The 24315-nt window shown below is 64.0% G+C and carries 14 protein-coding genes; 9 read left to right on the top strand and 5 right to left on the bottom strand.

Annotated features, from left to right (window positions below):
- Positions 1-195: 195 nt before the first annotated feature.
- A complete protein-coding gene (locus tag NKJ91_RS15125) occupies positions 196-6246 on the bottom strand; it encodes a translocation/assembly module TamB domain-containing protein (RefSeq protein ID WP_352456231.1) in 6051 nt (2016 codons plus the stop codon).
- The gene (locus NKJ91_RS15130; protein WP_352456232.1) at positions 6246-8171 is read right to left on the bottom strand and encodes an autotransporter assembly complex protein TamA; all 1926 of its coding nucleotides are present in this window, start codon (positions 8169-8171) and stop codon (positions 6246-6248) included. The genes NKJ91_RS15125 and NKJ91_RS15130 overlap by 1 nt, the downstream gene beginning before the upstream one ends.
- A 273-nt stretch (positions 8172-8444) precedes the next feature.
- Between NKJ91_RS15130 and NKJ91_RS15135 the strand changes: the two genes are divergently transcribed.
- The 7 genes from NKJ91_RS15135 to NKJ91_RS15165 all read left to right on the top strand — a co-directional run bounded on the left by NKJ91_RS15135 (position 8445) and on the right by NKJ91_RS15165 (position 21148).
- Entirely contained in the window at positions 8445-13925 is a 5481-nt protein-coding gene (locus NKJ91_RS15135; RefSeq protein ID WP_352456233.1) for an alpha-2-macroglobulin family protein, read from the top strand.
- Between the two features lie 214 nt (positions 13926-14139).
- Positions 14140-16230, top strand: a complete 2091-nt coding sequence (gene pbpC / locus NKJ91_RS15140) for a penicillin-binding protein 1C (RefSeq protein WP_352456234.1) — start codon at positions 14140-14142, stop codon at positions 16228-16230.
- Between the two features lie 54 nt (positions 16231-16284).
- Positions 16285-16971 carry a M15 family metallopeptidase gene (locus NKJ91_RS15145; protein ID WP_352456235.1) on the top strand — a complete coding sequence of 229 codons (687 nt, stop codon included), beginning with the start codon at positions 16285-16287 and terminating at the stop codon, positions 16969-16971.
- Between the two features lie 224 nt (positions 16972-17195).
- Positions 17196-18224 (top strand): sulfate ABC transporter substrate-binding protein, encoded by a 1029-nt coding sequence (locus tag NKJ91_RS15150; RefSeq protein ID WP_352456236.1) that lies wholly within the window; start codon positions 17196-17198, stop codon positions 18222-18224.
- Positions 18225-18247: 23 nt separating this feature from the next.
- A complete protein-coding gene (gene cysT, locus NKJ91_RS15155) occupies positions 18248-19099 on the top strand; it encodes a sulfate ABC transporter permease subunit CysT (RefSeq protein ID WP_352456237.1) in 852 nt (283 codons plus the stop codon).
- On the top strand, positions 19092-19976 hold the full coding sequence (cysW, locus tag NKJ91_RS15160) for a sulfate ABC transporter permease subunit CysW (RefSeq protein WP_352456238.1): 885 nt from the start codon (positions 19092-19094) through the stop codon (positions 19974-19976). Before cysT ends, cysW begins: the two co-directional genes overlap by 8 nt.
- 131 nt (positions 19977-20107) lie before the next feature.
- On the top strand, positions 20108-21148 hold the full coding sequence (locus tag NKJ91_RS15165) for a sulfate/molybdate ABC transporter ATP-binding protein (RefSeq protein WP_254819067.1): 1041 nt from the start codon (positions 20108-20110) through the stop codon (positions 21146-21148).
- Between the two features lie 14 nt (positions 21149-21162).
- On the opposite strand, the gene NKJ91_RS15170 is transcribed toward NKJ91_RS15165, so the two are convergent.
- Complete coding sequence (locus tag NKJ91_RS15170; RefSeq protein WP_352456239.1) at positions 21163-21561, bottom strand: type II toxin-antitoxin system VapC family toxin; 399 nt, start codon at positions 21559-21561, stop codon at positions 21163-21165.
- On the bottom strand, positions 21561-21833 hold the full coding sequence (locus tag NKJ91_RS15175; protein ID WP_352456267.1) for an antitoxin: 273 nt from the start codon (positions 21831-21833) through the stop codon (positions 21561-21563). Before NKJ91_RS15175 ends, NKJ91_RS15170 begins: the two co-directional genes overlap by 1 nt.
- A 285-nt stretch (positions 21834-22118) precedes the next feature.
- Between NKJ91_RS15175 and NKJ91_RS15180 the strand changes: the two genes are divergently transcribed.
- Entirely contained in the window at positions 22119-23105 is a 987-nt protein-coding gene (locus NKJ91_RS15180; RefSeq protein ID WP_352456240.1) for a sulfate ABC transporter substrate-binding protein, read from the top strand.
- 247 nt (positions 23106-23352) lie between these two features.
- Positions 23353-23802 (top strand): RrF2 family transcriptional regulator, encoded by a 450-nt coding sequence (locus NKJ91_RS15185; protein WP_006202816.1) that lies wholly within the window; start codon positions 23353-23355, stop codon positions 23800-23802.
- Here NKJ91_RS15185 and NKJ91_RS15190 read toward each other — a convergent pair.
- The gene (locus tag NKJ91_RS15190; RefSeq protein WP_352456241.1) at positions 23799-24278 is read right to left on the bottom strand and encodes a gluconokinase; all 480 of its coding nucleotides are present in this window, start codon (positions 24276-24278) and stop codon (positions 23799-23801) included. The two genes, NKJ91_RS15185 and NKJ91_RS15190, sit on opposite strands and share 4 nt — an antisense overlap.
- Between the last annotated feature and the right edge of the window lie 37 nt (positions 24279-24315).

Below are 24315 nucleotides of genomic sequence, written 5' to 3' on the forward strand. Positions count from 1 at the left end.
GCACGGATTGGGAACATGCCAAGGAATGTGCAACTTTGAAAGCAGGGCGGTTCGCGCGATAACGACAGTCTTGGCGCAAATTTGCTACTGCGCCAGGGATTTCGTCTGAAATCTCAACGGGCAATTAAACTGGGACATTCGCCGCTGCGCCGCTCGTTCTTCAGGCAACCACCTGTTCTGCGCGAACCGCCGGTTTCAATATTCCCGTTCGTAGAAAACACCGCCTTTGGCTTCGCCGGCGTCGGTTGCATCGCCACGCAGCTTGACGCCGCGTCCAACGTCGAGATCGACGGTTGCCTTGCCCGAGCCCGGCCTGTCGCCCTTCTGGATCGTCACATAGGTACGGTCGTTGAGATACTTGCCCGCCGAGACGGCGGTGCCGCCCTCTTCGTCGGTGATCACGTCGAGATCGTCGACGCCGATCGCACTGCGCAGGTTCTGCAGCAGGGAGGTCGAGCCGCCGACGCCGGCTAGTTGTCCGGCAGCCTCGGCAAGCTGCGCGATCTGCAGCGGCGACAGGTTCGACATCGAACGGCCGAAGATCAGCTGCGCCAGCACCTCGTCCTCCGGCAGCACCGGTACCGAGGAGAAGGTGAATTTCGGGTTGTTCGCCTCGCCCGACACCACGATGGTCACGGTGGCGCTAGTCGTCTTCGATTGCGCCGTGAGATTGAGGTAGGGCACCAGAGAGCCGGAAAAGCCGACGGTGCCTTCGGTGAAGGTCAGCCGCTTTGCAAGGATCGTCAGCCGCCCGCGCCGCAAGGTGAAGGTGCCGACCGCCTGGGGTGACGATGCCGGACCGGTCAGCCGCAGCGAACCGCCGAGCTCGGCGTCGACGCCCCTGCCCTGGATGAAGATCTGGCTCGGCGCATTGACCGTGACGTCGAGGTTGATGCCGCTGCCTCCACCGCCGCTGCTTGCTGCGGCCGGGCGCAACGCCTTGTCCTGTGCACGCACGGCTGCCGGCGCATTCTTGTGCTTGACGTTGAGCTCGGCCAGCGAGCCGGGCAGCCTTTCGGGTACGGTGATGACGGTCTTGGCCAGGTTGACGGTACCGGAAATCACCGGCGCGGAGGTGAGCGGTCCCTTGACGGTCAGGTCGCCGCCGAGATTGGCGGTGACCACCTTGCCGTCGGTATAGCGGCCGTCGACGAGCTTGATCGACAGATCGGCCGGAAAACCTTTTGCCGGATCGATGCCGACGGTGCCGCTGGCCGAAAGGCTGCCGCGTGTCGACAGCGTGCCGGTCAGGCGGTTGATCCTGGCCACGCCATTGCCGATAGCGACATCGGCAGTGATGTCGTTGATCGCAAGCCCCGATCGCGCATCGACCAGACGGGCGCCCGACGTGCGGACCGTGCCTGAGATCACCGGCGACGTCGCCGGGCCGCGCACCTGCACATCGACGTCGGCCGTGCCGCTCAGGGACAGGCCTTGCGCGGCGAGTGTCCTGGTGAGGAAGGCGAACGGCACCTTGCCGGAAAAGTTGAGATCAAGGGTGGGCGCGCCTGATGTCGTCATCGTGCCGCCGCCCTTGAGGCCGAGGCCGGCGGCATCGCTCATGTTGGCGTCGAACGTCAGTCTGTTGCCCGAATACGTACCTGAGGATGAAACGCCCATGCCGCCGAAACCTGCACCACGGGTCTGCGACGTCTGAACGCCTGCGGCGTCGATCTTGAAGGCAACGGCCGGATTGGCCGGCGCGCCCGTCACCTTCACAGTGCCTGAGATGGAACCGGCGGCATCGAGGCCCGGCGAAAAACTGTTGGCTATCGAGATCGGGACGCGGGCCAGCGTCGCGTTGAGGTCGAACGCCTGCCCAGCCTTGCCCGTGACCGTCGCCGTGCCGCCGCCGAGGTTGAGCACCAGCCTGTCGAGGCTGGTCACTCCATTGGCGATGTTGATGGTCGAGGCCTGGGCGATGGCCGCCTTGATGCCGCGGATGGTCGCCTCGCCGGAGGCAAGTTCGACCGTCGTCGTGCCCTTGACCGCCTTGACCCGGCCGGCCGCCCTCAGCGGAATATCCTTGACGGTGGCGCCACCGGAAAAGCCGGTCCATTCGCCGTCGCGCTTGAGATCGACGTTGACGCCCCGAATAGCCGTGCCGCCGGAAGTTACGCTGTCGGCACGGATTTTGCCCGAGATCACCGGTGCCGCCAGATAGTTGGCGATCAGCGCATCGATGCTCACGGCCTTGGCCGAGACATCGCCGCGCGAGATCGAGGCCGTCGTCGCCTTGACGGCGACTTGCGGCACGGTACCCGCCTTGGAGAAGGCGATCGTGCCGCGCACATCGCCATCGGCCTTTTCCAGTGCCAGGGCCGCAAGCGAACCGATATCGGGCAGGTCGAGCGCCACGCTGCCGGCCGGCAGGAAGGCATCGTCGAGCGCCAGGTCGCCGGAGATACGGTTCTTGCCGAGCGACAGCAAAAGTCCATTGATGGCGCGTTTGCCGTCCGATGTCGCCAGCGCGGCGCTGCCCTGCAGCGGTTGGCCGCCGACATTTCCGGTGAGTTGCACATTCGCAGCCGGGTTGGCGGCATCAGCCTTGCCGGTGGCAGTGAGCTTCAGACCGGTGATCTCGCGCGCCGCGACCGAAAGCCTGTCGCTGTTGACACTCAGCGACAGATCCGGCGCGGTGCTGGCGCCTTGCGCATTCAGCGCGAAAGAGATGGCGCCTTTGGCGTCCTTGGATAGCAGCGAGACGTCGCCTAGCGCGCCTTTGACGTCGGCGCTGAGCTTGTTGTCGGCAAGGCTCGCCTGGCCGTCTGCCGTCAGCGAACCGGACGACAGCCTGACGGTATTGGCGGTGACATTGCCATTGGCGTCCCGCTTCAGCGCGGCACTGAATTGCGTTCGCTCGGCGAGCACGCCACGTACCGCCGCCGGCAGTGCCGCCGAGGCGGCGTCCGCCTTGACATTGAGGTCGATGGCGCCGTCGGCCAGCGAGACCCGCCCGTTGAAGCCGCTGTTCAACGCGTCGCTGGTCACCGTGCCGCTATCGATGACGATGGCATCGGCGGCAAGGCTGCCGGCGAGTTTGGCGGTGACCTTGCCGGCGATCAGCGGCGCGACGGTCGGATTGTCGATGCCGAGTTTTTCGGCGGTCACCGAGCCAGAGATCGGCCCGGTCCGGGCTTTCACGTCGAAGCGATCGGAGTGCAGCACAAGCGTGATGCCCTCGATCGTAGCTAGATTGGTGGCGGCCGATGGCAGCGTCGCGGAAATGTCGAGCTTCGGCTGGGCGCCCTGCCCGGCCGCCCTTAGCGATATCGCCTGTAGCTCGAGCTTGATCGGGCTCTCCTTGCTGCCAAGCGACAACGGCAGGCTCGGACCGGTAGAGGCCAGGTCGAGCGAAAAATCGCTGGCACCGTTCGGATTGATGGTGCCGGCTGCCTTGCCGGAGATTTTCTCGCCGGCAAGCGTCGCCTGCTCGATGGCCAGGCCGCTGGCCGACGAGAAACGGCCTGCCGCGTCGAGATCCAGCGGCCCGAGCCCAGCCTGCCGGGTCTGGCTGGTTTCGGCGCCGCTGAGCCGGGCGGTGAAGCGAATATCTGGGGCAGCCGACGATCCGGTGACCTGCGCGGTGCCGCTGAGCGCGCCGACGGCATCGAGACCCGGTGAAAAATCATTGGCAAGCGCTGCCGGCATCGCCGACAAGGTGGCAGCGAGATCGAGCGTCTGGCCGGCCGTACCCGACACGGCAACCGAACCACCGCCGACACCGAGCGCCAATTTCTCTATGCTCACCCTGCCATTGGCGATTGTCAGCGCTGATGGCTGCGCGACAGCTGCCTTGATGCCGCGGACGGTCGCCTCGCCCGAGGCAAGCTCGATGCTGGTGGTGCCGTTCGCAACCCTGACGCGCCCGGACGCGCTGGCCGGAATGCCGGCGACCGTGGCGCCGCCGCTAAAGCCGGTCCAGTCGCCATCGCGCTTCAGGTCGACATCGATGCCGCTGATCACCGTGGTTCCGGAGGTGATCGTGTCGGCCTTGATCTTGCCGGCGATTGCCGGTGCTTTGAGATAATTGGCGACCAGCGCGTTGACGGCGATTGTCTTCGCCGCCAGTTCGCCGCGCGAAATCACGGCGCTCGTCGCATCGATCGCGACCGTCGGCGCTCCGTTGTCGTTCGCAAAGCGGATGGTGCCGCGCACGTCGCCGGCTACCGACTGGCCTGCGAGTGCGGCCAGCGGAGCAATATCGGCGGCATCGAGGGTCAACGTGCCGAGCGGCAGCAGGTTGTCGTCGAGCCCGAGGTCGCCGGAGACCTTGTTGTCGGCTAACGAGACGGCAAGTCCATTGATGGAGCGCTTGCCGTCGGTTGTGACCAGCGATGCCTTGAGGTCGAGCGGCTGGTCGTCGACCGAGCCGGTCAGCGAGACATCGGCGGCGGGACTGGCGATATCGGCCTTGCCGCTCGCGCTCAGCTTGATCTGCTTCACCGCATGGCCGGACGCCGTTAGGCTGTCGCTGTTGGCCGAAACCGAGAAATCCGGTGCGCTGCGCGCGCCGCTTGCGGTAAGCCCGAAACCGACGGCGCCGCCGACCTTGGCGCCGACCAGCGGCGACAGCACCGACACGTCGCCCAGCGTACCCTTGATATCGGCCCGGATATCGGTGCCTTGCGCACTGGCGGTGCCGCTGGCGCTAAGCGTGCCGGAGGTGAGTTGCAATGCGTTGGCGGCGAACGCACCGTCCGGGTCGCGTGTCGCGGTTGCGGAAAACTGCACGCGCTCGCCGAGAACCGAGCTGATTTGCGGCGGCAGCGCCGTCGAAGCCGCGTCGGCATTCATCTTGAGCGTCATCGACAGATCGGCAAGCGCCACTGTGGCTGTTACGGACGCATTGAGCGCGTCGCTGCGTAGCGTGCCTTCGTCGACGACAATCTGTTCCTTGCTGACGGAGCCGGCGAGACCGGCGCTGACCCTGCCCGTTATCAGCGGCGCCAAAGTCGCGACGTCGGTGTTCAGGCCGGCCGCCGTCAGCTTGATGGTGACCGGCCCGCTACGGTTCTGGATGTCGAAACCATCGGAATGCACTTGCCCGATCAGGTCGTCCACCCGCGTGCCGCCCGCCACCACCGAGACCAGCGACGCGCCGATATCCACCATCGGCGCCTTGCCATCGCCGAAAGCGCGGGCCGTGGCATCCTTGATTGCCACGGTTATCGGTTGCGCCTCGCTGCCGAGGCTGAGCACGATCGGCGGCCCCTTTGCGGCGAGCTTCACCGAAAGGTCGCTGGCGCCGTTCGGATCGACAATGCCGGCGGCGGTCGCGTGCAAGGCGCCGCTGTCGATATTGGCGCGCTCGACATCGACGCCGCCGGCCGCGGTCGCCGTGCCGGCGAGGTCGAAGCTGGTCTTGCCGGCAAACAGCGGTTTCAGGGTTTCGGGCAGGAAGCGCTCGAATTCGCCATCGCCGTTGGCCTCGACATAATGACCCTTGTCGGTGAGCTGATGGCGACCGGTAAGCTGGGTGACGATCCGGCCGTCGACAACGAAGGTCCCGATGCCATTCCAGTTGGCGAGCGGTCCGGTGCCGGAAACGACAATGTTGACCGGCGGCGCGCCCGGCAGGTTGAGCAGGTTGGCGATGATGCCGCCGGCCGGCTCGGATGCCTTAAGGTCGAGGTCGAGCTTGTTGTCGGCCGGCGCGAAATGGGCTTTGGCGTCGACCGTGCCTTGCTTGCCGTCGTGGCGAACGATGTTGAGGTTGGTCTCGATCGCCAATGGTGAGGCGTCCGCCTTGAGCGCTCCCTTGGCTGCAAGTTCGGCGACACCGCTGCCGGCCAGAGCCTGCCCGAGCGCGATTTCGGGAAGGTCGAGTTGCCTGACGTCGATGGAAACCGGCAGCGTCGTCGCTCCGCTTTGGCTCGACTGTGTATTGGCCACCGGCAGCCTTGCCAACTCGATACGCTCGGCCCCAATGCGATCGGCGCTGAAGCTCTTCGACAGGAGTGCCAGCGGCGACCAATCGACGGCCACGTTGCGCGCCACCATCCAGGCGCCTTCGCGATCTTCCAGAACGACATGATCGACCCTCAGCGCGCCCGACCAGATACCGTCGATGCCGACGACAGTGACCTTGCGATCACCGGTCGAGGCCATGGTCGAGATGATGCCGGCAAGGTTTTCGCGGCCGCGCTCGGTTTTGGTCAGCACGACGAGCGCCCCCACCGCCGCTGCCACGACGATGAGCAGCGTGTAGAAAAGGATACGGAGGATGCGCCTGAATATTGCCATCAGAATGCCTGGCCGATGCCGGCATAAATGCCGAAATGAGGATCGTCGGGGCCGCGGTTGAGCGGCACCGCCGCGTCGACGCGCAGCGGCCCGAACGCCGTCAGATAGCGCAAGCCTACACCCGCGCCGACCTTCATGTCCGAAAAATCGGGGACCTGCCTGGTCGACACCGTGCCGGCATCGACGAACGGCACGACGCCGATCTTGTCGGTGACGGCGATGCGCATCTCGACCGAGGTCTCGAAGAACGAAAGCCCGCCGATCGGCTCTCCATTGCTGTCCTTCGGGCCGATGCCTTGATAGGCATAGCCGCGCACCGAACCGCCGCCGCCTGAGTAGAAGCGTCGATCTGCCGGAACATCTTGAAGACTGGCGCCGATGATAGAGCCGATGGCGACACGTTCGGCGAAAACGAATTTCGAGGCCGAATCGAGTGACTGGTAGGCCGACCCCTCGCCCTTCAGCTTGACAAACGCAGCCCCGCTCAAAATGTCGTAGCTCGGCTCGCCATAGGCCAGCACCCTGAAGCCCCGGGTCGGATTGAGCTTGCTGTCGCGATTGTCGTAGACATATTGCAGTGGAATGCTGGCGATCAGATAGGTGTGCTTGCCGAAAGCGTCGTGGATCCTCGAATAATCCAGCGCGACTTGCGCGGAAACCGTCTGCTTCTTGTCGAGTTCGTAGGATAGGCCGGTGCTGCCCTTGACCGAGAAATGGTCGTAGGCGTCGGGGTGCTCCAGCACGGTATTGACGCTGGCAATGAACTTCGACGCCGGCCCGACCACGCCCGGCTTTTCGAACATGACGCCGGCATTGTAATTGAGCTGGGTCAAGTCGTTGCTGCCGATGCCGCTGATCTTGCCGTCGATGCGCAGCTTTTCGGCGCGGCCAAACAGATTGCGGTGCCCCCAATAGCCTTCGAGGCCCAGCCCCTCGGTGTTTGAGAAGCTGCCGCCAATGCCGAAATAGCGTGGCTTGCGCTCGCTGACCTCGACACCGATCGGGATGTTGCCCTCGGCGTCGAGCGCGTCGGCTTCCTTCACCGTCACGCTGTTGAAGACCTCGAGCCCAAGCAGCCGGTCGCGCGCACCGTCGATCTCATCGGGCGAATACTGGCGGCCGCGCTTCAGGCCGGTCATATATTCGGTGAAGTCGCGGTCGACCTTTTCGGTGCCCTCGACAGTGGTGTCGCCATAGCCGGCGACCGGGCCGGCCGCGACGGCAAGCGTCACGTCGAGCGTCGAACCGGCGTGCTCGGCGACGATCTCGCGGCCCGTCACCTTGGCCAGCGGCCTGCCTTCTTGCTTGAGTGCCCGCACGATCGCCGCCTCGGCCTTGAGCACGGCGCCCGAACTGGCGTCACCGCCGGCGATCAGGCCGAAATCGGCACTTGCCAGCCCCGCCGCATCGCCTTCCAGTCTGATGTTGCCAAGCGTGAATTTCGGCCCGGCTGCTATGCGTATCACCACCGGTATCGGCTGCGGACCCGAAAACTCGGCATCGGGCGGCAGATCGTCGAGCGGCTTGCCCTGAATAGTGATGGTGACGACACCCTCGTAGCGGGCGTCAGTGTAGAGTGCGGCAACAAGTTGCTCACGGTCACTGCGCGCCTTGGCCAGCAGGCCGAGAGAACCGGATACCGGGTGTTCCTCGTCGGCCTTCAGCGCCGAGGCGTTTTCGAGCTTCTCGGCGAGGTCCTTGTCGGCGTCCGGCGCCTCGATCGTCACCGTATAGCGCAGCGGGTCGACGATATCGGCATCTTCGTCTTTGGATCCCCACAGCTTGATGCCGAAAATCTCGAAGGCTGCCGCACTTCCGGTTTCGGCAACAAGTGCCGTAGAGCACAACAATGCGAAAAGCAGGGCGCGCGAAAGCGCGCGCCGTGGCGCGGTTCCTCCCGACATCTGCCTTTCATACGCCGGCATTACGCTCCTAGCCTAGCTCGCAAACCTAAAATTGGAATGAAGTTCTGAAGCACTCGTAAAGGGGCCACAATCCAATTGCTGAAATAGACAGGGCTTGGAACTCACACCTTCTGCGTCGCCGCAAGAAAGCGTGATCCCCTGTCCTATGGAGCTACTACCGGTCACCGGCCGGAAAGCAAACCGTTGGCAGGCGGATCCTGCCGCGTCCCGATGTTGACAAGCGCGACTGAAGCTTGAAGATTTCTGGACGTAAGCACTTGTCTGGAGGGGTTTATGGCAATGCGCGCGGCTCGTGGTCTATCGATTCTTTTCCTTCTCTTTTTTGCCTGGAGCGGTGTCGCGCAAGCGGCCGAAGCCCGGCGGGTGGTGACATCGGACAATTCCGACTATTTCGGTTTCGATCTCAGATCCGACCAGAATGTCAGCCTCGACCAGTGCAAGACCACCTGCCTCGGCGACCCGGCCTGCCGCGCCTTCACCTACAACCTCAAGGCCAAATGGTGCTTCCTTAAATCCGATTACAATTCGTTGAAACCCTTCGGCGGCGCCGTCGCCGGCAAGATCGTCAACATCGATGGCGATCCCGACATCGGCGCGCCACCCGAACTCGCCTTCTTCCCCAACTGGATGGCCGACCAGGCCCAGCAATACCGCAACAAGCTCACTGGCCCGACCTACACCAAGCCGACAGAAGGGCTGACGGCGCTGAGGGCCGCCGCCGAACAGTCGGCGCTGACGGGCGATCATCGCTCGGCCATGCACAAATACGAAGCGGCGGTTTCGGTGTTGCCTGGTGATGGCCAGCTCTGGCTCGAGCTGGCGCGCGAAACGCTTGCCGTCCATCCGACCGCCAACAGCTCGGAGCCGTCGACCCTACCGGCGAACGCCACTTCCGCCGCCTTCAACGCCTACAAATTGCTGCGCACCACCAAGACGCGCGCCGACGTGCTGGCGCTGCTCGGGGACGGCCTTGATCGCCGCGATCTCTACAGGCCGGCCCTGCAGGCCTACGAGGCGAGCCTCGCTCTCGTCAATTCGCCGGCAGTCAGGGCCGCCTATCAGGATCTCAAGGCCCGCAAGGGCTTCCGCGTCATCGATCACACCGTCGACGCCGACACCAGCGCGCCACGCATCTGCGCGCAGTTCTCCGAGGAACTGGTCAAGACCGGCGTCGACTACTCGCAGTTCGTTACTGTCGACAACGCCGCTCCCAAGGGCGTCGAAGCCAAGGACAAGCAGATCTGCGTCGAAGGACTCGAGCACGGCCAACATTATGACGTGACCTTCCGCGCCGGCTTGCCGGCCGCCATTGGCGAAGTCACCGCGGCACCGGTGGTTCTGTCGATCTACGTGCAGGACCGCGCGCCTTCGGCCCGCTTCACCGGCGACAGCTTCGTGCTGCCCGCAGGCGCACGCCGCGGCATACCGGTCGTTACCGTCAACATGAATGCCGCCGAAATGAAGCTCTTCCGCATCGGCGACCGCTCGCTGGCCCAGCTTCTGTCGGGATATCAGTTCCTGCGCCAGCTTGACGGCTACGACATTTCGAACATCTCCGAACAGATGGGCGAGCCGGTCTGGCAAGGCCAGCTCGACATCGCCAACGACCTCAACAAGGAAGTCACCACCTCCTTCCCAATCGACGAGGCTTTGCCGAAGCGCAAGCCCGGCGTCTATGTGCTGACCGCACAAGCCGTCAACGATCGCAGCGACGACTATGATTCGCACGCCACGCAATGGTTCGTCGTCTCCGATATCGGCCTGTCGACCTATACCGGACAGGATGGGCTGAACGTCTTTGCCCGTTCGCTCGCAACCGCCAAGCCGATCGCCGGCGCCGAGCTGACGCTGCTGGCCAGGAACAATGAAATCCTCGGCACCGCGACCACCGACGCGGAAGGGCGGGCGGTGTTCAATCCCGGCCTGACGCGCGGCGACAGCGGCATGGCCCCGGCCGTGCTGATGGCCAAACAGGGCGACGACGATTTCGTCTTCCTCGATATGGGCCGCGCCGGCTTCGACCTGTCCGACCGTGGCGTCGCCGGACGGCCGGCACCTGGCGCGCTCGACGTCTATGCCTGGACCGAGCGCGGCATCTACCGCGCCGGCGAGGACGTCCATGTCGCAGCCCTTGCCCGCGACAGTGCCGCCAGGGCGGTCGAGAACCTGCCGCTGACCTTCATCTTCTCGCGGCCCGACGGCGTTGAGGACCGCCGCATCGTCAGCGATGGCGCATCGGCCGGTGGTCACGCGGTCGACCTGCCGCTGGAACCCAACGCTATGCGCGGCACCTGGACGGTGGCGATCCATACCGATCCCAAGCAGGCGGCGGTCGCCAGCCAGATGTTCCTGGTCGAGGACTTCGTACCGGACCGCATCGAGTTCGACCTGTCCTCCGACAAGCAGGAGATCGCGCAGGGCGAGACCGCCAACATTACCGTCGACGGCCGCTTTCTCTACGGCGCGCCGGCCGCGGGCCTCGCGCTCGAAGGCGAATTGACGCTGTCGACCGCCCGCGACTGGGACCGCTTCAAAGCCTATTCCTTCGGTCTGGCCGACGAACAGTCGGCGGAACCGACGGTGACGCCCTTCACCGGCCTGCCGGTGGTCAGCGAGGACGGCAAGGCGACCTTCCCGGTCTCCGTCGATCAATTGCCATCCACCACCAAGCTGGTCGATGCAAAGGTCACTGTCAGGATGCGTGAAACCGGCGGCCGTGCCGTCGAGCGCTCGCTGAATATCGGCATCCGCCCGCAAGGCCACATGATCGGCATCCGCCCGGATTTCGACGACGACGAGGTGCCGCAAGGCGGCACGGCCAAGTTCAGCCTGATCGCTGTCGACCCAGACGGCAAGCGTGAGGCGCTGAAGGGCGCGCAGTGGTCGCTGGTCAAGGTCGAGCGTAGCTACCAGTGGTACCGCTCGAGCAACTCCTGGAACTATGAGCCGGTCACCTTCACCAAGGCGGTGGCCAACGGCCAGGTCGACCTGAGCGCCGATGGCGAGGCGACGGTGTCGCTGCCGGTCGACTGGGGCCGCTACCGGCTCGAGATCGAGACAGCGGATCCGGAAGGCCCGGCCACCAGCTACGAGTTCGACGCCGGCTGGTATGTCAGTTCCACCACCACCGAAACGCCCGACGGCCTCGAGATCGCCCTCGACAAGGATACCTATGCGGCGGGTGAAGTGGCCAAGCTCAAAGTGTCGCCGCACTTTGCAGGCGAGCTGCTCGTCACCATCGGCGCCGACAAGCTCCTGAAGACCGTCACCGCCAGCGTGCCGGCCGGCGGCAGCACCGTCGACATCCCGGTCGGCGACGACTGGGGTGCCGGCGCCTACGTCACGGCAACGCTGTTCAGGCCGGGCGATGCGCAAGAGACACGTATGCCGGCGCGCGCCATCGGCGTCAAATGGCTGAAGCTCGATCCCGGCTCGCGGAAGCTTGCCGTCAGCTTGGCGCCGCCGGACAAGACCATGCCGCGCCAGCAGCTGTCGATCCCGGTCGCCGTAGCCGGCGTGCAGCCCGGCACCAACGCCTATGTCATGGTCGCGGCCGTCGACGTCGGCATCCTCAACCTGACCAACTTCAAGGTACCGGATCCGGAGAACTGGTTCTTCGGGCAGCGCATGCTCGGTCTCGAGGTTCGCGACATCTATGGCCGGCTGATCGACGGCTCGCTGGGCACAACCGGTAAGCTGCGCACCGGCGGCGACGGCGCCAACATGCAATCGCAAGGCAGTCCGCCGACCGAAAAGCTGGTCGCCTTCTTCTCCGGCCCGGTCCAGCTCGACTCCGACGGCAAGGCGCGGATCGACTTCGACATACCGCAGTTCAACGGCACCGTGCGCGTCATGGCCGTCGCCTGGACAAAGGAAGCAGTCGGCCATGCCCAGTCCGACGTCATCGTTCGCGATCCGGTGGTGATCACCGCCGGCCTGCCGCGATTCCTGGCGCCCGGCGATTCCGCCGTCATGCGGCTCGACGTCGCCGACACCGACGGCCCCGCTGGCGACTACAAGCTGACCATCGACACGACGGGCGACCTGTCTACCGGCAGTGCCGCCTTGCCTGAAAAGCTGACGCTGGCCAAAGGCAAGCGGCAGACGCTGACCGTGCCGTTGATTGCGCAGACCGCAGGCAACGCCTCGATCACCATCAAGCTTGCGCATGCCGACGTCACCGCCGTCGAGCAGACGCTCTATGTGCCGGTGCGCCCGGCGCAACTACCGGTGACCACCCGCATGGTCGTCGACCTCAAGGGCAATGGCGGCGCGCTGCGCGTCGACAAGGAACTGCTGGCGGCAAGCCTGCTCGATGGCGCTTCGGTCAGCGTCGGCGTTTCGCAGGCGGCTGCCTTCGATGTACCGTCGCTGCTGATGACGCTCGACCGCTATCCCTATGGTTGCGCCGAACAGACCACCAGCCGCGCCATGCCGCTTCTCTACGTCAACGAGATGGCTTCCGGCATCGGCATGGCCAGCGACCCCGATCTGCATGGCCGCGTCCAGGACGCTATCTACAAGGTGCTGAGCTATCAGGCCTCGGCCGGCAGCTTCGGCCTGTGGGGTCCGGGTTCCGGCGATCTGTGGCTCGACGCCTATGTCACCGATTTCCTCACCCGGGCGCGCGAGCAGAAGTACGACGTACCGGCCCTGGCGATGAACCAGGCGCTGAGCAATCTGCAGAACGCGATCGGCTACGATCAGGACGTCCAGGATCGCGGCAGCGAGATCGCCTATGCGCTCTATGTGCTTGCCCGCAACAAAAAGGCCTCGGTCGGCGATCTGCGTTATTATGCCGACACCCAGCTCGAAGCCTTTACCAGCCCGATGGCCGTCGCCCAATTGGCGGCGTCTCTCGCGCTCTACGGTGACACCCAGCGCTCGGAGGCAACCTTCCAGGCCGCGCTGCAACTGGCCAAGTCGACGCCCGAATATGACTATTACCGGTCCGACTATGGCTCGCCACTGCGCGACGGCGCGGCGATCCTGGCGCTTGCCGCGGAAAGCAAGCCGGTGCCGACCATCGTGCCGGCGCTGATCCAACTAGTGACCAGGGAACGCGCCGACGCCAGGTGGACCAGCACACAGGACGAGTCCTGGATGCTGCTGGCGGCCCGCGCGCTGAAGGCCGGCAATGATTCGATCGCGCTGACCGTCAACGGCGCACCGCATGCCGGCGGCTATTCGGACCAGATCGCCGGTGGCGACCTGGCCGACAGTCCGCTGACCATCGTCAACACCGGCAGAAATCCGCTGCAGGCGGTCGTCACCACCGTGGCTTCGCCGATCCAGCCTCTGCCGGCCGGCGGCAACGGCTTTACCATCAGCCGTACCTACTACAAGCTAGACGGCACAGAGGCCAACATGACGGAGGTCAAGCAGAACGAACGCTATGTCGTCGTGCTCAAGGTTTACGAGCAGAACACCTGGCCTTCGCGACTGCTGATCACCGACCTGTTGCCGGCCGGCTTCGAGATCGACAATCCGGGCCTGGTCTCCAGCGCCCAATTGACGAACTTCTCCTGGCTGGCGCAGACCGATGCCGCCCATCTCGAATTCCGCGACGACCGTTTCGTCGCGGCATTCAATCCCAACGACGGCGACGGCGACCGCAACATCACACTCGCCTACGTCGTGCGCGCGGTGACGCCGGGCACCTACGCCCACCCGGCGGCAACGATCGAGGACATGTACCGGCCGCAATATTCGGCCCGCACCGCCACCGGCATGATGGAGGTCAAGGCGCCGTAAGGCAAAAAATGGCGGATAGGAATATGGCGATGGCGCTGCCCCTCATTGCCCTGCCGGGCATTTCTCCCCGTATAGAGACGGGGAGAAAGAGCCATGCGCCGAAGTTTTCGCCGAACTTTAACGTCGCAGAAAAGGCGCCAAGGTTCGCGACAGCCCCCTTCTCCCCGTCACTAAACGGGGAGAAGGTGCCGGCAGGCGGATGAGGGGCGGCGCCATGCTCTCCAGAAAATTCCTGCGCCGAGCGGCCATCACGGGCATCTCCTTGGCCGGTCTCGCTGCAATCACCGCCGCCGCCCTCTGGCAGCTCGACCGCGCTTTTCCGCCGCCGCTGCCGGCTGCTTTGCCGGTCTCGACCGAGGTGCAGGACCGAGACGGCCAGCTGCTGCGCGCCTTCGCTACGCCGGATGGCTACTGGCGGCTCGCCACCAGCCTGGACCAGGTCGACAAGCAGTTCGTCGACATGCTGGTCACCTATGAGGACAAGCGTTTCTGGGATCATCAAGGCGTCGACGTGCTGGCACTGGCGCGTGCCGCCGGCCAGTTCGCGACCAGCGGCCATATCGTCTCCGGTGGTTCGACGCTGCCGATGCAACTCGCCCGGCTGATCGAACCGCGCGACAGCCGCAGCCTCGGCTCGAAGATCAAGCAGATGCTGCGCGCCCTCCAGATCGAACGGCGGCTTTCCAAGCGCGAGATCCTCGAACGCTATCTGACGCTGGCGCCCTATGGCGGCAATCTCGAAGGTGTGCGCGCCGCTTCGCTTGCCTATTTCGGCAAGGAGCCGAAACGGCTGACGGTCTCGGAGGCGGCCCTGCTCGTCGCTTTGCCGCAATTGCCGGAAAAGCGGCGCCCTGACCGCAACCTCGACGTCGCCCAGGCCGCCCGCGACCGCGTGCTGACCCGCATGGTCTCGGCAGGCCTGCTCGGCGAACGTGAGGCCGCGCGTGCCGCGCTCGACGATGTGTCGGGGCTGCGGCGCACCTTGCCGGCGCTCGCTGCCCATGCGGCCTATACAATGCTGTCCAAGGCTGTTCCCGGCCAGAAGCTGCAACTGACGATCCGCAAGAGTGTCCAGGAAGGGCTGGAGCAGGTGGCCAAGGATGCGGCCGCCAGGCTCGGCCCTCGCCTCTCGGTGGCCATGGTACTGGCCGATGCCCGTACCGGCGATATTCTTGGTGAGGTCGGCTCTGCCGATTTCTTCGATGCCAGCCGTTCGGGCTGGATCGACATGACCAAAGTCGTTCGTTCGCCTGGCTCGACGCTGAAGCCGTTCATCTACGGCCTCGCCTTCGAACAAGGCCTGGTGGCGCAGGAGATGCTGATCGAGGACAGCCCAGCCGATTTCTCCGGGTATCGGCCGAAGAACTTCGACATGGGCTATCAGGGCGATGTCAGCATCAGGCAGGCGCTGCAATTGTCGCTCAACGTGCCGGCGATCCGCGTGCTCGACGCGGTCGGCCCGGCCCGGCTGATGGCACGCTTTCGCCAGGCCGATGTGACCCCTATCCTGCCCGTCAACGAAGCGCCCGGCCTGGCGATCGGCCTCGGCGGCGTCGGGGTGACCCTGCGCGACCTGGTCCAACTCTATGCCGGCCTTGCCAATGGCGGCAAGGCACACACGCTGCATGACGGCACCGAGCCGGCGAATGCCGAACGCTCGACCACCACCATCCTCGACGGGCAGGCGACCTGGCAGATCACCGACATCCTGTCAGGCGTCAAGCCTCCCCAGGGTGCCGCCCAACGCGGCATCGCCTACAAGACCGGCACCTCCTACGGCTATCGCGACGCCTGGTCGGTCGGCTTCGACGGCCGCTACGTGCTCGGCGTCTGGGTCGGCCGCCCCGACGCCGGCGCGGTTCCCGGCCTGTCCGGCTATGTCTCGGCTGCGCCCATCCTGTTCGAAGGTTTTGTCCGTTCCAGCCTGGCCGCCGTACCGCTGCCGAGCCAGCCGTCCGGCGTCCGGCGTCCGAAGCGCGAGGAGCTGCCGGTGACGCTGACGCGCTTCGGCGCCGGCGCCGATGGGCTGGTACAGGCGACGCCGACCGAACCTGCGCCAACCATCATCTTTCCGCCCGACGGCGCTCGCGTCGATCTCGGCACTTCCTCGGCCGACGTCTCGCCGCTGGTGCTCAAGCTGCAAGGCGGCCGCGCACCGTTCCGCTGGCTGGCCAACGGCAAGCCGTTGGTCGGCATCGACCGGCGGCGCACCGCGACCTGGCAGCCGGACGGCGCCGGCTATTCGACCCTAACCGTGATCGACGCGGCGGGACGCGCGGCCAGTGTGAAGGTTTTCGTCGAGTGAAAGTTTCCCTTGAATAATTTCCGGCAGGTGATTCAGGGGATTGGGTTTTACGTCTTGCTTTCGGCCGCCGGTATTTCCTCGGCGTCTGCTGACGCGCTGCCCGCCAGCTTTGTTCGACTGGCCGATATCGACCCTAGTATCCGGCAGGATATCCGCTATGCCGGCCTCGAAAATTTCCTGCATCGCAAGGTAAGCGGCTACGATGCGCCGATATGCGTCCTCACCAGGCAAGCGGCACAAGCGCTTTCAGCAGTGCAGAAAGCGATTGCCGCCGAAGGACTGACGCTGGTCGTGTTCGACTGCTATCGCCCTGCGCGGGCTGTCTCCGACATGGGTGACTGGACAAAAACGAGTGGACCACCGGACCCGCAATGGTACCCAAAGGTCAAGCGCAAGGATCTCATCGCCAAGGGCTATATCGGCGAACTGTCCACCCATTCGCGCGGATCGACGGTCGATGTCGCGATCGCGCGAGCCGACCGCAAGAGCGCTCCGAAACCGGCCTGCGGCGCGACCGATGCCGATACGCTCGATTTCGGCACGGGTTTCGACTGTTTCGATCCAGCGAGCGAAACGGCTCACCGACCGATAGCCAGTGAAGCGGCGGTTAACCGCAAAAAACTTGTCGAGGCGATGCGCGCCGGCGGCTTCAGGAATTATGCACGCGAATGGTGGCACTTCACGCTGGAAAACGAGCCGTTTCCAAGAGAGCGCTTCAACTTTCCCGTTACTGCCGAATAATCCGCCGAAACCTCGTTCGGGCGCGATGCAGGCCATTGCCGAAGAGCTAGCTGTTTCTAGATAATCGCGTCGGGAGCGCGATCCCGGCCCCTTGTCGGGAAAATAGTTCCTCATATCGCCGAAAGTGGGCGAAAAATTGCTTCAATAGGCCAAAAAAGGCAACATTGAATGCATCTAAATTCTATCAATTCGGTAGATTTGGCGCGAGTTCAACGGAGGCGGAAATGACCAAACCTCATTTCAGGAAACTGCTCGGCGCACTGGTCGCCACATCTGTCCAGTTTGGCACGCTCGGTTTCGCGTTTGCCGACACCACAATTCTCAACGTGTCCTATGACCCGACGCGTGAGCTCTACAAGCAATTCGATGAGGCTTTCACCGCCCACTGGAAGTCCGAGACCGGCGAGACCGTCACCGTCCAGCAGTCGCATGGCGGATCGGGCGCTCAGGCCCGCGCCGTGATCGACGGCCTCGACGCCGACGTGGTGACGCTGGGGCTGCAAGGCGACGTCGACGCGATTGTCTCGAAAACGAAGAAGATCAATCCCGACTGGCGGACGAAGTTCGAGAACAATTCGGCTCCTTATACCTCGACCATCGTCCTCCTCGTCCGCAAGGGCAACCCGAAGGGCATTCACGATTTTGGCGATCTCACAAAGGACAGCGTCCAGGTGATCACGTCGAATCCCAAGACCTCCGGTGGTGGCCGGTGGGCCTACCTCGCGGCCTGGGCCTGGGCCAACACCAACGATGGCGGCGATGAAGCCAAGACCAAGGAATTCGTCGGCAACCTCTATTCCCATGTTCCGGTGCTTGACACCGGCGCGCGTGGCTCGACCGTGACCTTCGCGCAAAAGGGCCTGGGCGATGTGCTGATCGCCTGGGAAAACGAGGCCTATCTGGCGCTGGACGAGTTCGGCGCCGATCAGTTCGAAATCGTCATCCCGCCGACCTCGATCCTCGCCGAACCGCCGGTCGCCGTTGTCGACGCCAATGTCGATGCCAAGGGCACACGCAAAGTTGCCGAAGCCTATCTGGGCTATCTCTATTCCAAGGAAGGCCAGACGATCATCGCCAAGAACCACTACCGTCCGGCGAAGCCCGACCTGGTGCCTGCGGAGGATCTCGCCAAGCTGCCGGAAATCAAGCGGATCAGCATCGACGATCCAATTTTCGGCGGATGGACGAAGGCGCAGCCTTACCATTTCGGCGACGGTGGTATATTCGACCAGATCTACAAGCCAGCGCAGTAAGATAAAATCTAGATCAGGACGACATGACCACAGCATCCGCCAAGGCGGGGTGGCGATTCAGGCAGCCGAGCGTCATTCCGGGTTTCGGATTGACGCTCGGCTTCTCGCTTGCCTACCTCACTCTCATCATCCTCATTCCCCTGTCCGGGCTGATCTGGCGCTCGGCGGCGCTCGGCTGGACCGACTTCTGGGCGATCGTCACCGACCGCCGCACCATCAACGCGCTTGAAATCAGCTTCGGCACCGCCTTCATTGCCGCCGCCGTCAACGTCGTCTTCGGCACGATCGTCGCGTGGGTGCTGGTGCGCTACAGCTTTCCAGGCCGCCGCATCGCCGATGCCATGGTCGACCTGCCCTTCGCGCTGCCGACGGCGGTTGCCGGCATCGCGCTGACCACGCTTTACGCACCGAATGGCTGGATCGGAAGCCTGCTGACGCCGCTCGGCATTAAGGTCGCGTATACGCCGCTCGGCATCGTCATCGCGCTGGTCTTCATCGGTCTGCCCTTCGTCGTGCGCACCGTGCAGCCGATCATGGAGGAGATCGACAAGGAGGTAGAAGAAGTGGCCGCCACGCTCGGCGCCAATCGCTTCCAGATCATCAGCCGCGTTCTACTACCCGGACTGGCGCCTGCCATCGTCACCGGTTTCGCGCTGGCCTTCGCGCGCGGCGTCGGCGAGTACGGTTCCGTCATCTTTATCGCCGGCAACCTGCCGTTCAAATCCGAGATCGCGCCGCTTCTGATCGTCATCCGGCTGGAGGAATATAATTACGCCGCGGCGACCGCGATAGCGGCGATCATGCTGGCGCTGTCCTTCGTCATGCTGCTGGTCATCAACCTGGTGCAGACCTGGAGCCGCAAGCGCTATGGCTGACCCGGAGATCAAATCCTACGCGCCGCACCATGAAAGCCAGTCGCCGGCGGTGACCGAGAGCCGCACGGCGAGAACCGTGCTGATGATAGTGACCTTTGCCTTCCTCGGCATTTTCCTGCTCCTGCCGCTGATCATCGTCTTCAAGGAAGCTTTCGCCAAAGGTATCGAGGCCTACACACAGGCGCTGAGCGAACCGGACACGCGCTCGGCGATCCGCCTGACGCTTCTGGTCGCGGCGATCTCGGTGCCGCTCAACATCGTCTTCGGTATTTCCGCCGCCTGGGCGATCGCCAAGTTCGAGTTCAAGGGCAAGGCGTTCCTGACCACACTGATCGACCTGCCGTTTTCGGTCTCCCCGGTCATTTCCGGCCTGGTCTATGTACTTCTGTTCGGCGCGCAAGGCCTGCTCGGCGCCTGGCTCAAGGCGCATGGCATCGTCATCCTGTTTGCCGTGCCGGGCATCGTGCTGGCCACGATCTTCGTCACCTTCCCCTTCGTCGCCCGTGAATTGATCCCGCTGATGCAGGAACAAGGCAATGGCGACGAGGAGGCAGCCCTGTCGCTCGGGGCCAATGGCTGGCAGGCGTTCTGGTACGTGACGTTGCCCAACGTCAAATGGGGATTGCTCTACGGCGTGTTGCTGTGCAATGCCCGTGCCATGGGCGAGTTCGGCGCGGTCTCGGTCGTGTCGGGCCACATACGCGGGCTAACCAACACCATGCCGCTGCATGTTGAAATCCTTTATAACGAGTACAATGCCGCCGCCGCCTTTGCCGTCGCTTCGCTGCTTGCCGGCCTGGCGCTCGTCACGCTGGTCTTGAAAACACTTCTCGAGATGCGCTACGGCGCCGAGATCGCCGCGACGCGCGGACACTGACAAATGCATGTCGCCCAAAAGTGTGTAGCGGTTTTTGGACAACGACATGCATAAAACAAAGATTTGATGTCGCCCAAAAGTGGGAACCGGTTTTGGGATAACGGCATGCATCAACTACAAAAGGGATTTGCATGGAAGTTCGCGTTGCCAACGTGCGCAAGGAGTTTGAGCGGTTTCCGGCCCTCCGCGACGTTTCGCTCGACATCAAGTCGGGAGAACTGATCGCCCTGCTGGGACCTTCCGGTTCCGGCAAGACGACGCTGCTCAGGCTGATTGCCGGCTTGGAGCGGCCGACCCGCGGAAAGATCTTCTTCGGCGAAGAGGATGCCTCCCAAAAGTCGATTCAGGAGCGCAATGTCGGCTTCGTCTTCCAGCACTACGCGCTGTTTCGCCACATGACGGTCGCCGACAATATCGGCTTCGGCCTCAAGGTCCGGCACGGGCCGTCACGCCCGTCGGCGAAGGAAATCCGCCGCCGCGCTTCGGAACTTCTCAACCTCGTTCAGCTTTCCGGTCTGGAAAAACGCTATCCGGCACAGCTTTCGGGCGGCCAGCGCCAGCGCGTGGCGCTGGCCCGCGCCATGGCGATCGAACCGGCCGTGCTTTTGCTCGACGAGCCGTTCGGCGCGCTCGATGCCCAGGTGCGCCGCGAACTGCGCCGCTGGCTGCGCGACATCCACGACGCCACCGGCCATACTACGGTCTTCGTCACCCATGACCAGGAAGAGGCGCTGGAGCTTGCCGATCGCGTCGTGGTGATGAGCCAGGGCCGCATCGAGCAGGTCGGCACCGCCGACGAGATCTACGACACCCCGAACTCGCCGTTCGTTTATGGCTTTATCGGCGAATCGAGCTCGATCCCGGTCAAGGTCGAGGACGGCCAGGTCTGGATCGCCGACCGCCCGATCGGGCTCTCCGCGCCGCACGCACCGCAAGGCGAAGCGACGCTGTTCTTTCGCCCGCACGACGTCGATCTGGTGGAAGAATGCAACGGCTGCATCGCCGGCACGGTCGCCGCCAGCCGCCGCGTCGCCGGCACCAGGCGGGTCGAGCTCGAAATCGGCGGCGAACGTCAGCGGGTCGAGATCGAATTGCCCGTCGATCATCCGGCGGCGCAGAAAAGTCGCGTGGCTTTTAGGCCGCGGCGCTGGAAGCTTTTTCCGGCTGCTTGATCCTCTATCAGGCGTTACACCAGCCAGTTCTCGACCTTCAGGCCTTTGATCCGGTTGAACTCCCCGGTGTCGGCGGTCACCAGGATAGTTCCAAGCGCACGGGCGTGGGCAGCAATAAAAAGGTCATTTTGGCCGGTGGTCTGGCCCCTGCCTTCCAGTTCTGCGCGAATCGCGCCGTACTCGGCATCCACCGGCAGATCGAGCGGCAAGACGGGAATCTCAGCCAGCAATTCCTCGACCTTCTTGTGCAACTTGGCTGATCTTTTCTTGACGCAACCATATCGCAGTTCCGACGCGACCACGATGCTGGTACACACGGCGGCGTCTCCCACGCGCAGGACAGCGCTTGCGGCTTTCCCGGCCGGATTTCGGATCATGTCGCTGACAATGATCGTATCCAGCATGAACCGCATCAAAAAAATTCCTCGGATTTGACCGGCATATCGTCGACCTCGGGAAAGTCTTCCTCGGCACCGGGCGGCGCCTCTTTCGCCCATTGCGCGAGCAGCGCCGTGAGGCCAGGTTTGCGGACCGGCTCGATGATCAGGCGGTCGCCTTCACGGCTGATCAAGACCCTTTCGCCGGGAAGTTCGAACTCGACAGGAATGCGTACCGCCTGGCTGCGATTGTTACGAAACAGCTTCGCCTCTTTCGGCGGGGTTGTTGAATGGCGGCGTTGGGGCATGGCGATGGCTCCTTGTATATACCGCTTGTATATGCCAGGCAGCGCCGCGATGCATTCGTCTTGCCACCGCGTTAGCCGGCCGGGAATCATCGTGCACGCGAACCACGCCGGCACCCCTTCCAAGCTGCGCGGAAGACCCTTCTTGAAAGAAAAAACTAGAAACCGCCCACAACGGGACTACTTTTTCTCGCGATAATGTCGAGCGGCCGCTCTGCGTGCCTCGTCGCGCACGATGCCTTGCCGCTATGGTCCGGCATTAAGCTCATGGCATTGGAGCCTGTTTTCATGAAGCGATTTTTGCTTGGCGTCGCCACGTTGGCCGGCCTGGTCCTCGCATCCTCCCAAGCCTGGTCGGCCGACAGATTGCTGAACGCCTCTTACGATGTCGGCCGCGAACTGTTTGCGCAGGTCAACAAGGCGTTCGTCGCCGCGCACCCAGGCGTCACCGTCGATCAGTCGCATGCGGGGACGTCGGCGCAGGCGCGCGCCATCGCCGAGGGTCTCAGCGCCGATGTCGTTACCTTCAACCAGGTCCTCGACATCGACTTCCTGGTCAAGAAGGGCCTCATCTCCGCCGACTGGCAGAAGGACTTTCCCGACAACGCCTCGCCTTTCTATTCGCTGCCCTCCTTCCTGGTGCGCGCCGGCAATCCGAAGAACATCAAGGATTGGAGCGATCTCGTGCGCGACGACGTGCAGGTGATCTTCCCCAATCCGAAAACCTCGGGCAATGCGCGCTACACCTATCTTGCGGCCACCGCCTACGCCAAGGAAGCCTTCAAGGACGACGACGCCAAGGTGAAGGAGTTCGTCACCAAGCTGTTCAACAACGTGCCGGTGTTCGACAGCGGCGGGCGCGCCGCGACCACCACTTTCGTGCAGCGCGAAATCGGCGACGTACTCATCACCTTCGAGTCGGAAACGCGCGGCGTCCGCAAGGAGTATGGCGAGGACAAGTTCGAGCAGGTAACGCCTTCGGTCAGCCTGTTGGCGGAATTTCCGGTGGCGATCGTCGACACCGTTGCAGACGAGCATGGCACGCGCGATCTCGCCAAGACCTATCTCGACTTCCTCTATACGCCGGAGGGCCAGGACATCGCCGCCCGCAACGGCCTGCGGGCCCGGGACGCGGCCGTCGCCGCCAAATACAAGGCTGAGTTTCCCGACGTCCGCCTGCTGACGGTGGAGGACGTCTTCGGCGGCTGGGCCAAGGTCCAGGCCGAGCACTTTGCAGCGGGCGGCCTGCTCGACCAGACTTATGGCAGCCGCTGAGGCGATCTTCCAACTTTGACAGAAGCCGGCTTTGCCGGCTTCTTTGCTTTCGCGCCGCGAACGGTGATTTCTGGCACTTTCCGGGCGCATTCCGTCCAAAACGTTACAAAGAATCAACGCGTTTGTGCCTACCGTGAGAACGGACGGCTTGTTTTCGCGAACGGCTTCGCGTGATCAAACCGTCATGATTTGCACACAAACAGCCGCCAGACGCGGGTGGTTGGGGCTTCATGGGTTGACTCGGGGCATGCTTACCAAAAAAGGCAAATACGGCCTCAAGGCCCTCGTGCATCTGTCGGGCCTGCCGGTCGGCCAGCTCGCATTCGTCAACGACATTGCGGTCGCCAATAACATCCCCAAGAAATTCCTGGATGCCATCCTGGGCGAGTTGCGTAACGCCGGCTTCGTCCAGAGCCGCAAGGGCAAGGAAGGCGGTTACCGCCTTGCCCGGCCGGCTTCCGAGATCAAGATCGGCCATGTCGTGCGTGTCCTCGACGGGCCGCTGGCGCCGATCCCCTGCGCCAGCCGCACGCAATACCAGCGCTGCGAGGATTGCGACGAGGCGACCTGCCAGGTTCGGCACATGATGTTGGAGGTCCGGCAGGCGATCGCCGAGGTGCTGGACAACCGCAGCCTCGCGGCCATGCGCGACGCCGACAATGACGATTTCCCAGTCGAACTGACGTCGCAAATCTAGCGCGCGAGCAGGCTCAAGGCAGTCGCGACGGTGTCGGCGACCGGACGCGTGCCATCTAAGGTTATCGCCGCCTCGTCCGCCGCTGGCGCCTCGAGCGTGGCGAACTGGCTGTCGACTAGGCTTGCCGGCATGAAATGACCCTTGCGATTGCCGACGCGCTGTTTTGCTGTTGCCGGGTCGATTTCCAGGTAAACGAAAACGATATCCGGGCAAAAGCCGCGCAGGCGATCGCGGTAGCTGCGCTTCAGCGCCGAGCAGGCGGCGACCACACCTTGCCCGCTTGCGACCGACGCGGCCATCCGCTGGCCGATCGCGTCGAGCCAGCCCTCGCGCAGCGCGTCGGTGAGCGGCTGGCCGCTCGCCATGCGCGCGACGTTTTCGGGCGGATGCAGCCTGTCGCCTTCGATAAAGAGGGCGCCCAATGCCGCTGCAAGCGCTTCGCCGACGACCGACTTGCCGCAGCCGGCAACGCCCATCACCACGATGGCGGGTATCGTTCGAACAGTGCTCGCC

It is taken from the genome of Mesorhizobium sp. M0040 (genome assembly GCF_040323505.1).
Classification (GTDB): domain Bacteria; phylum Pseudomonadota; class Alphaproteobacteria; order Rhizobiales; family Rhizobiaceae; genus Mesorhizobium.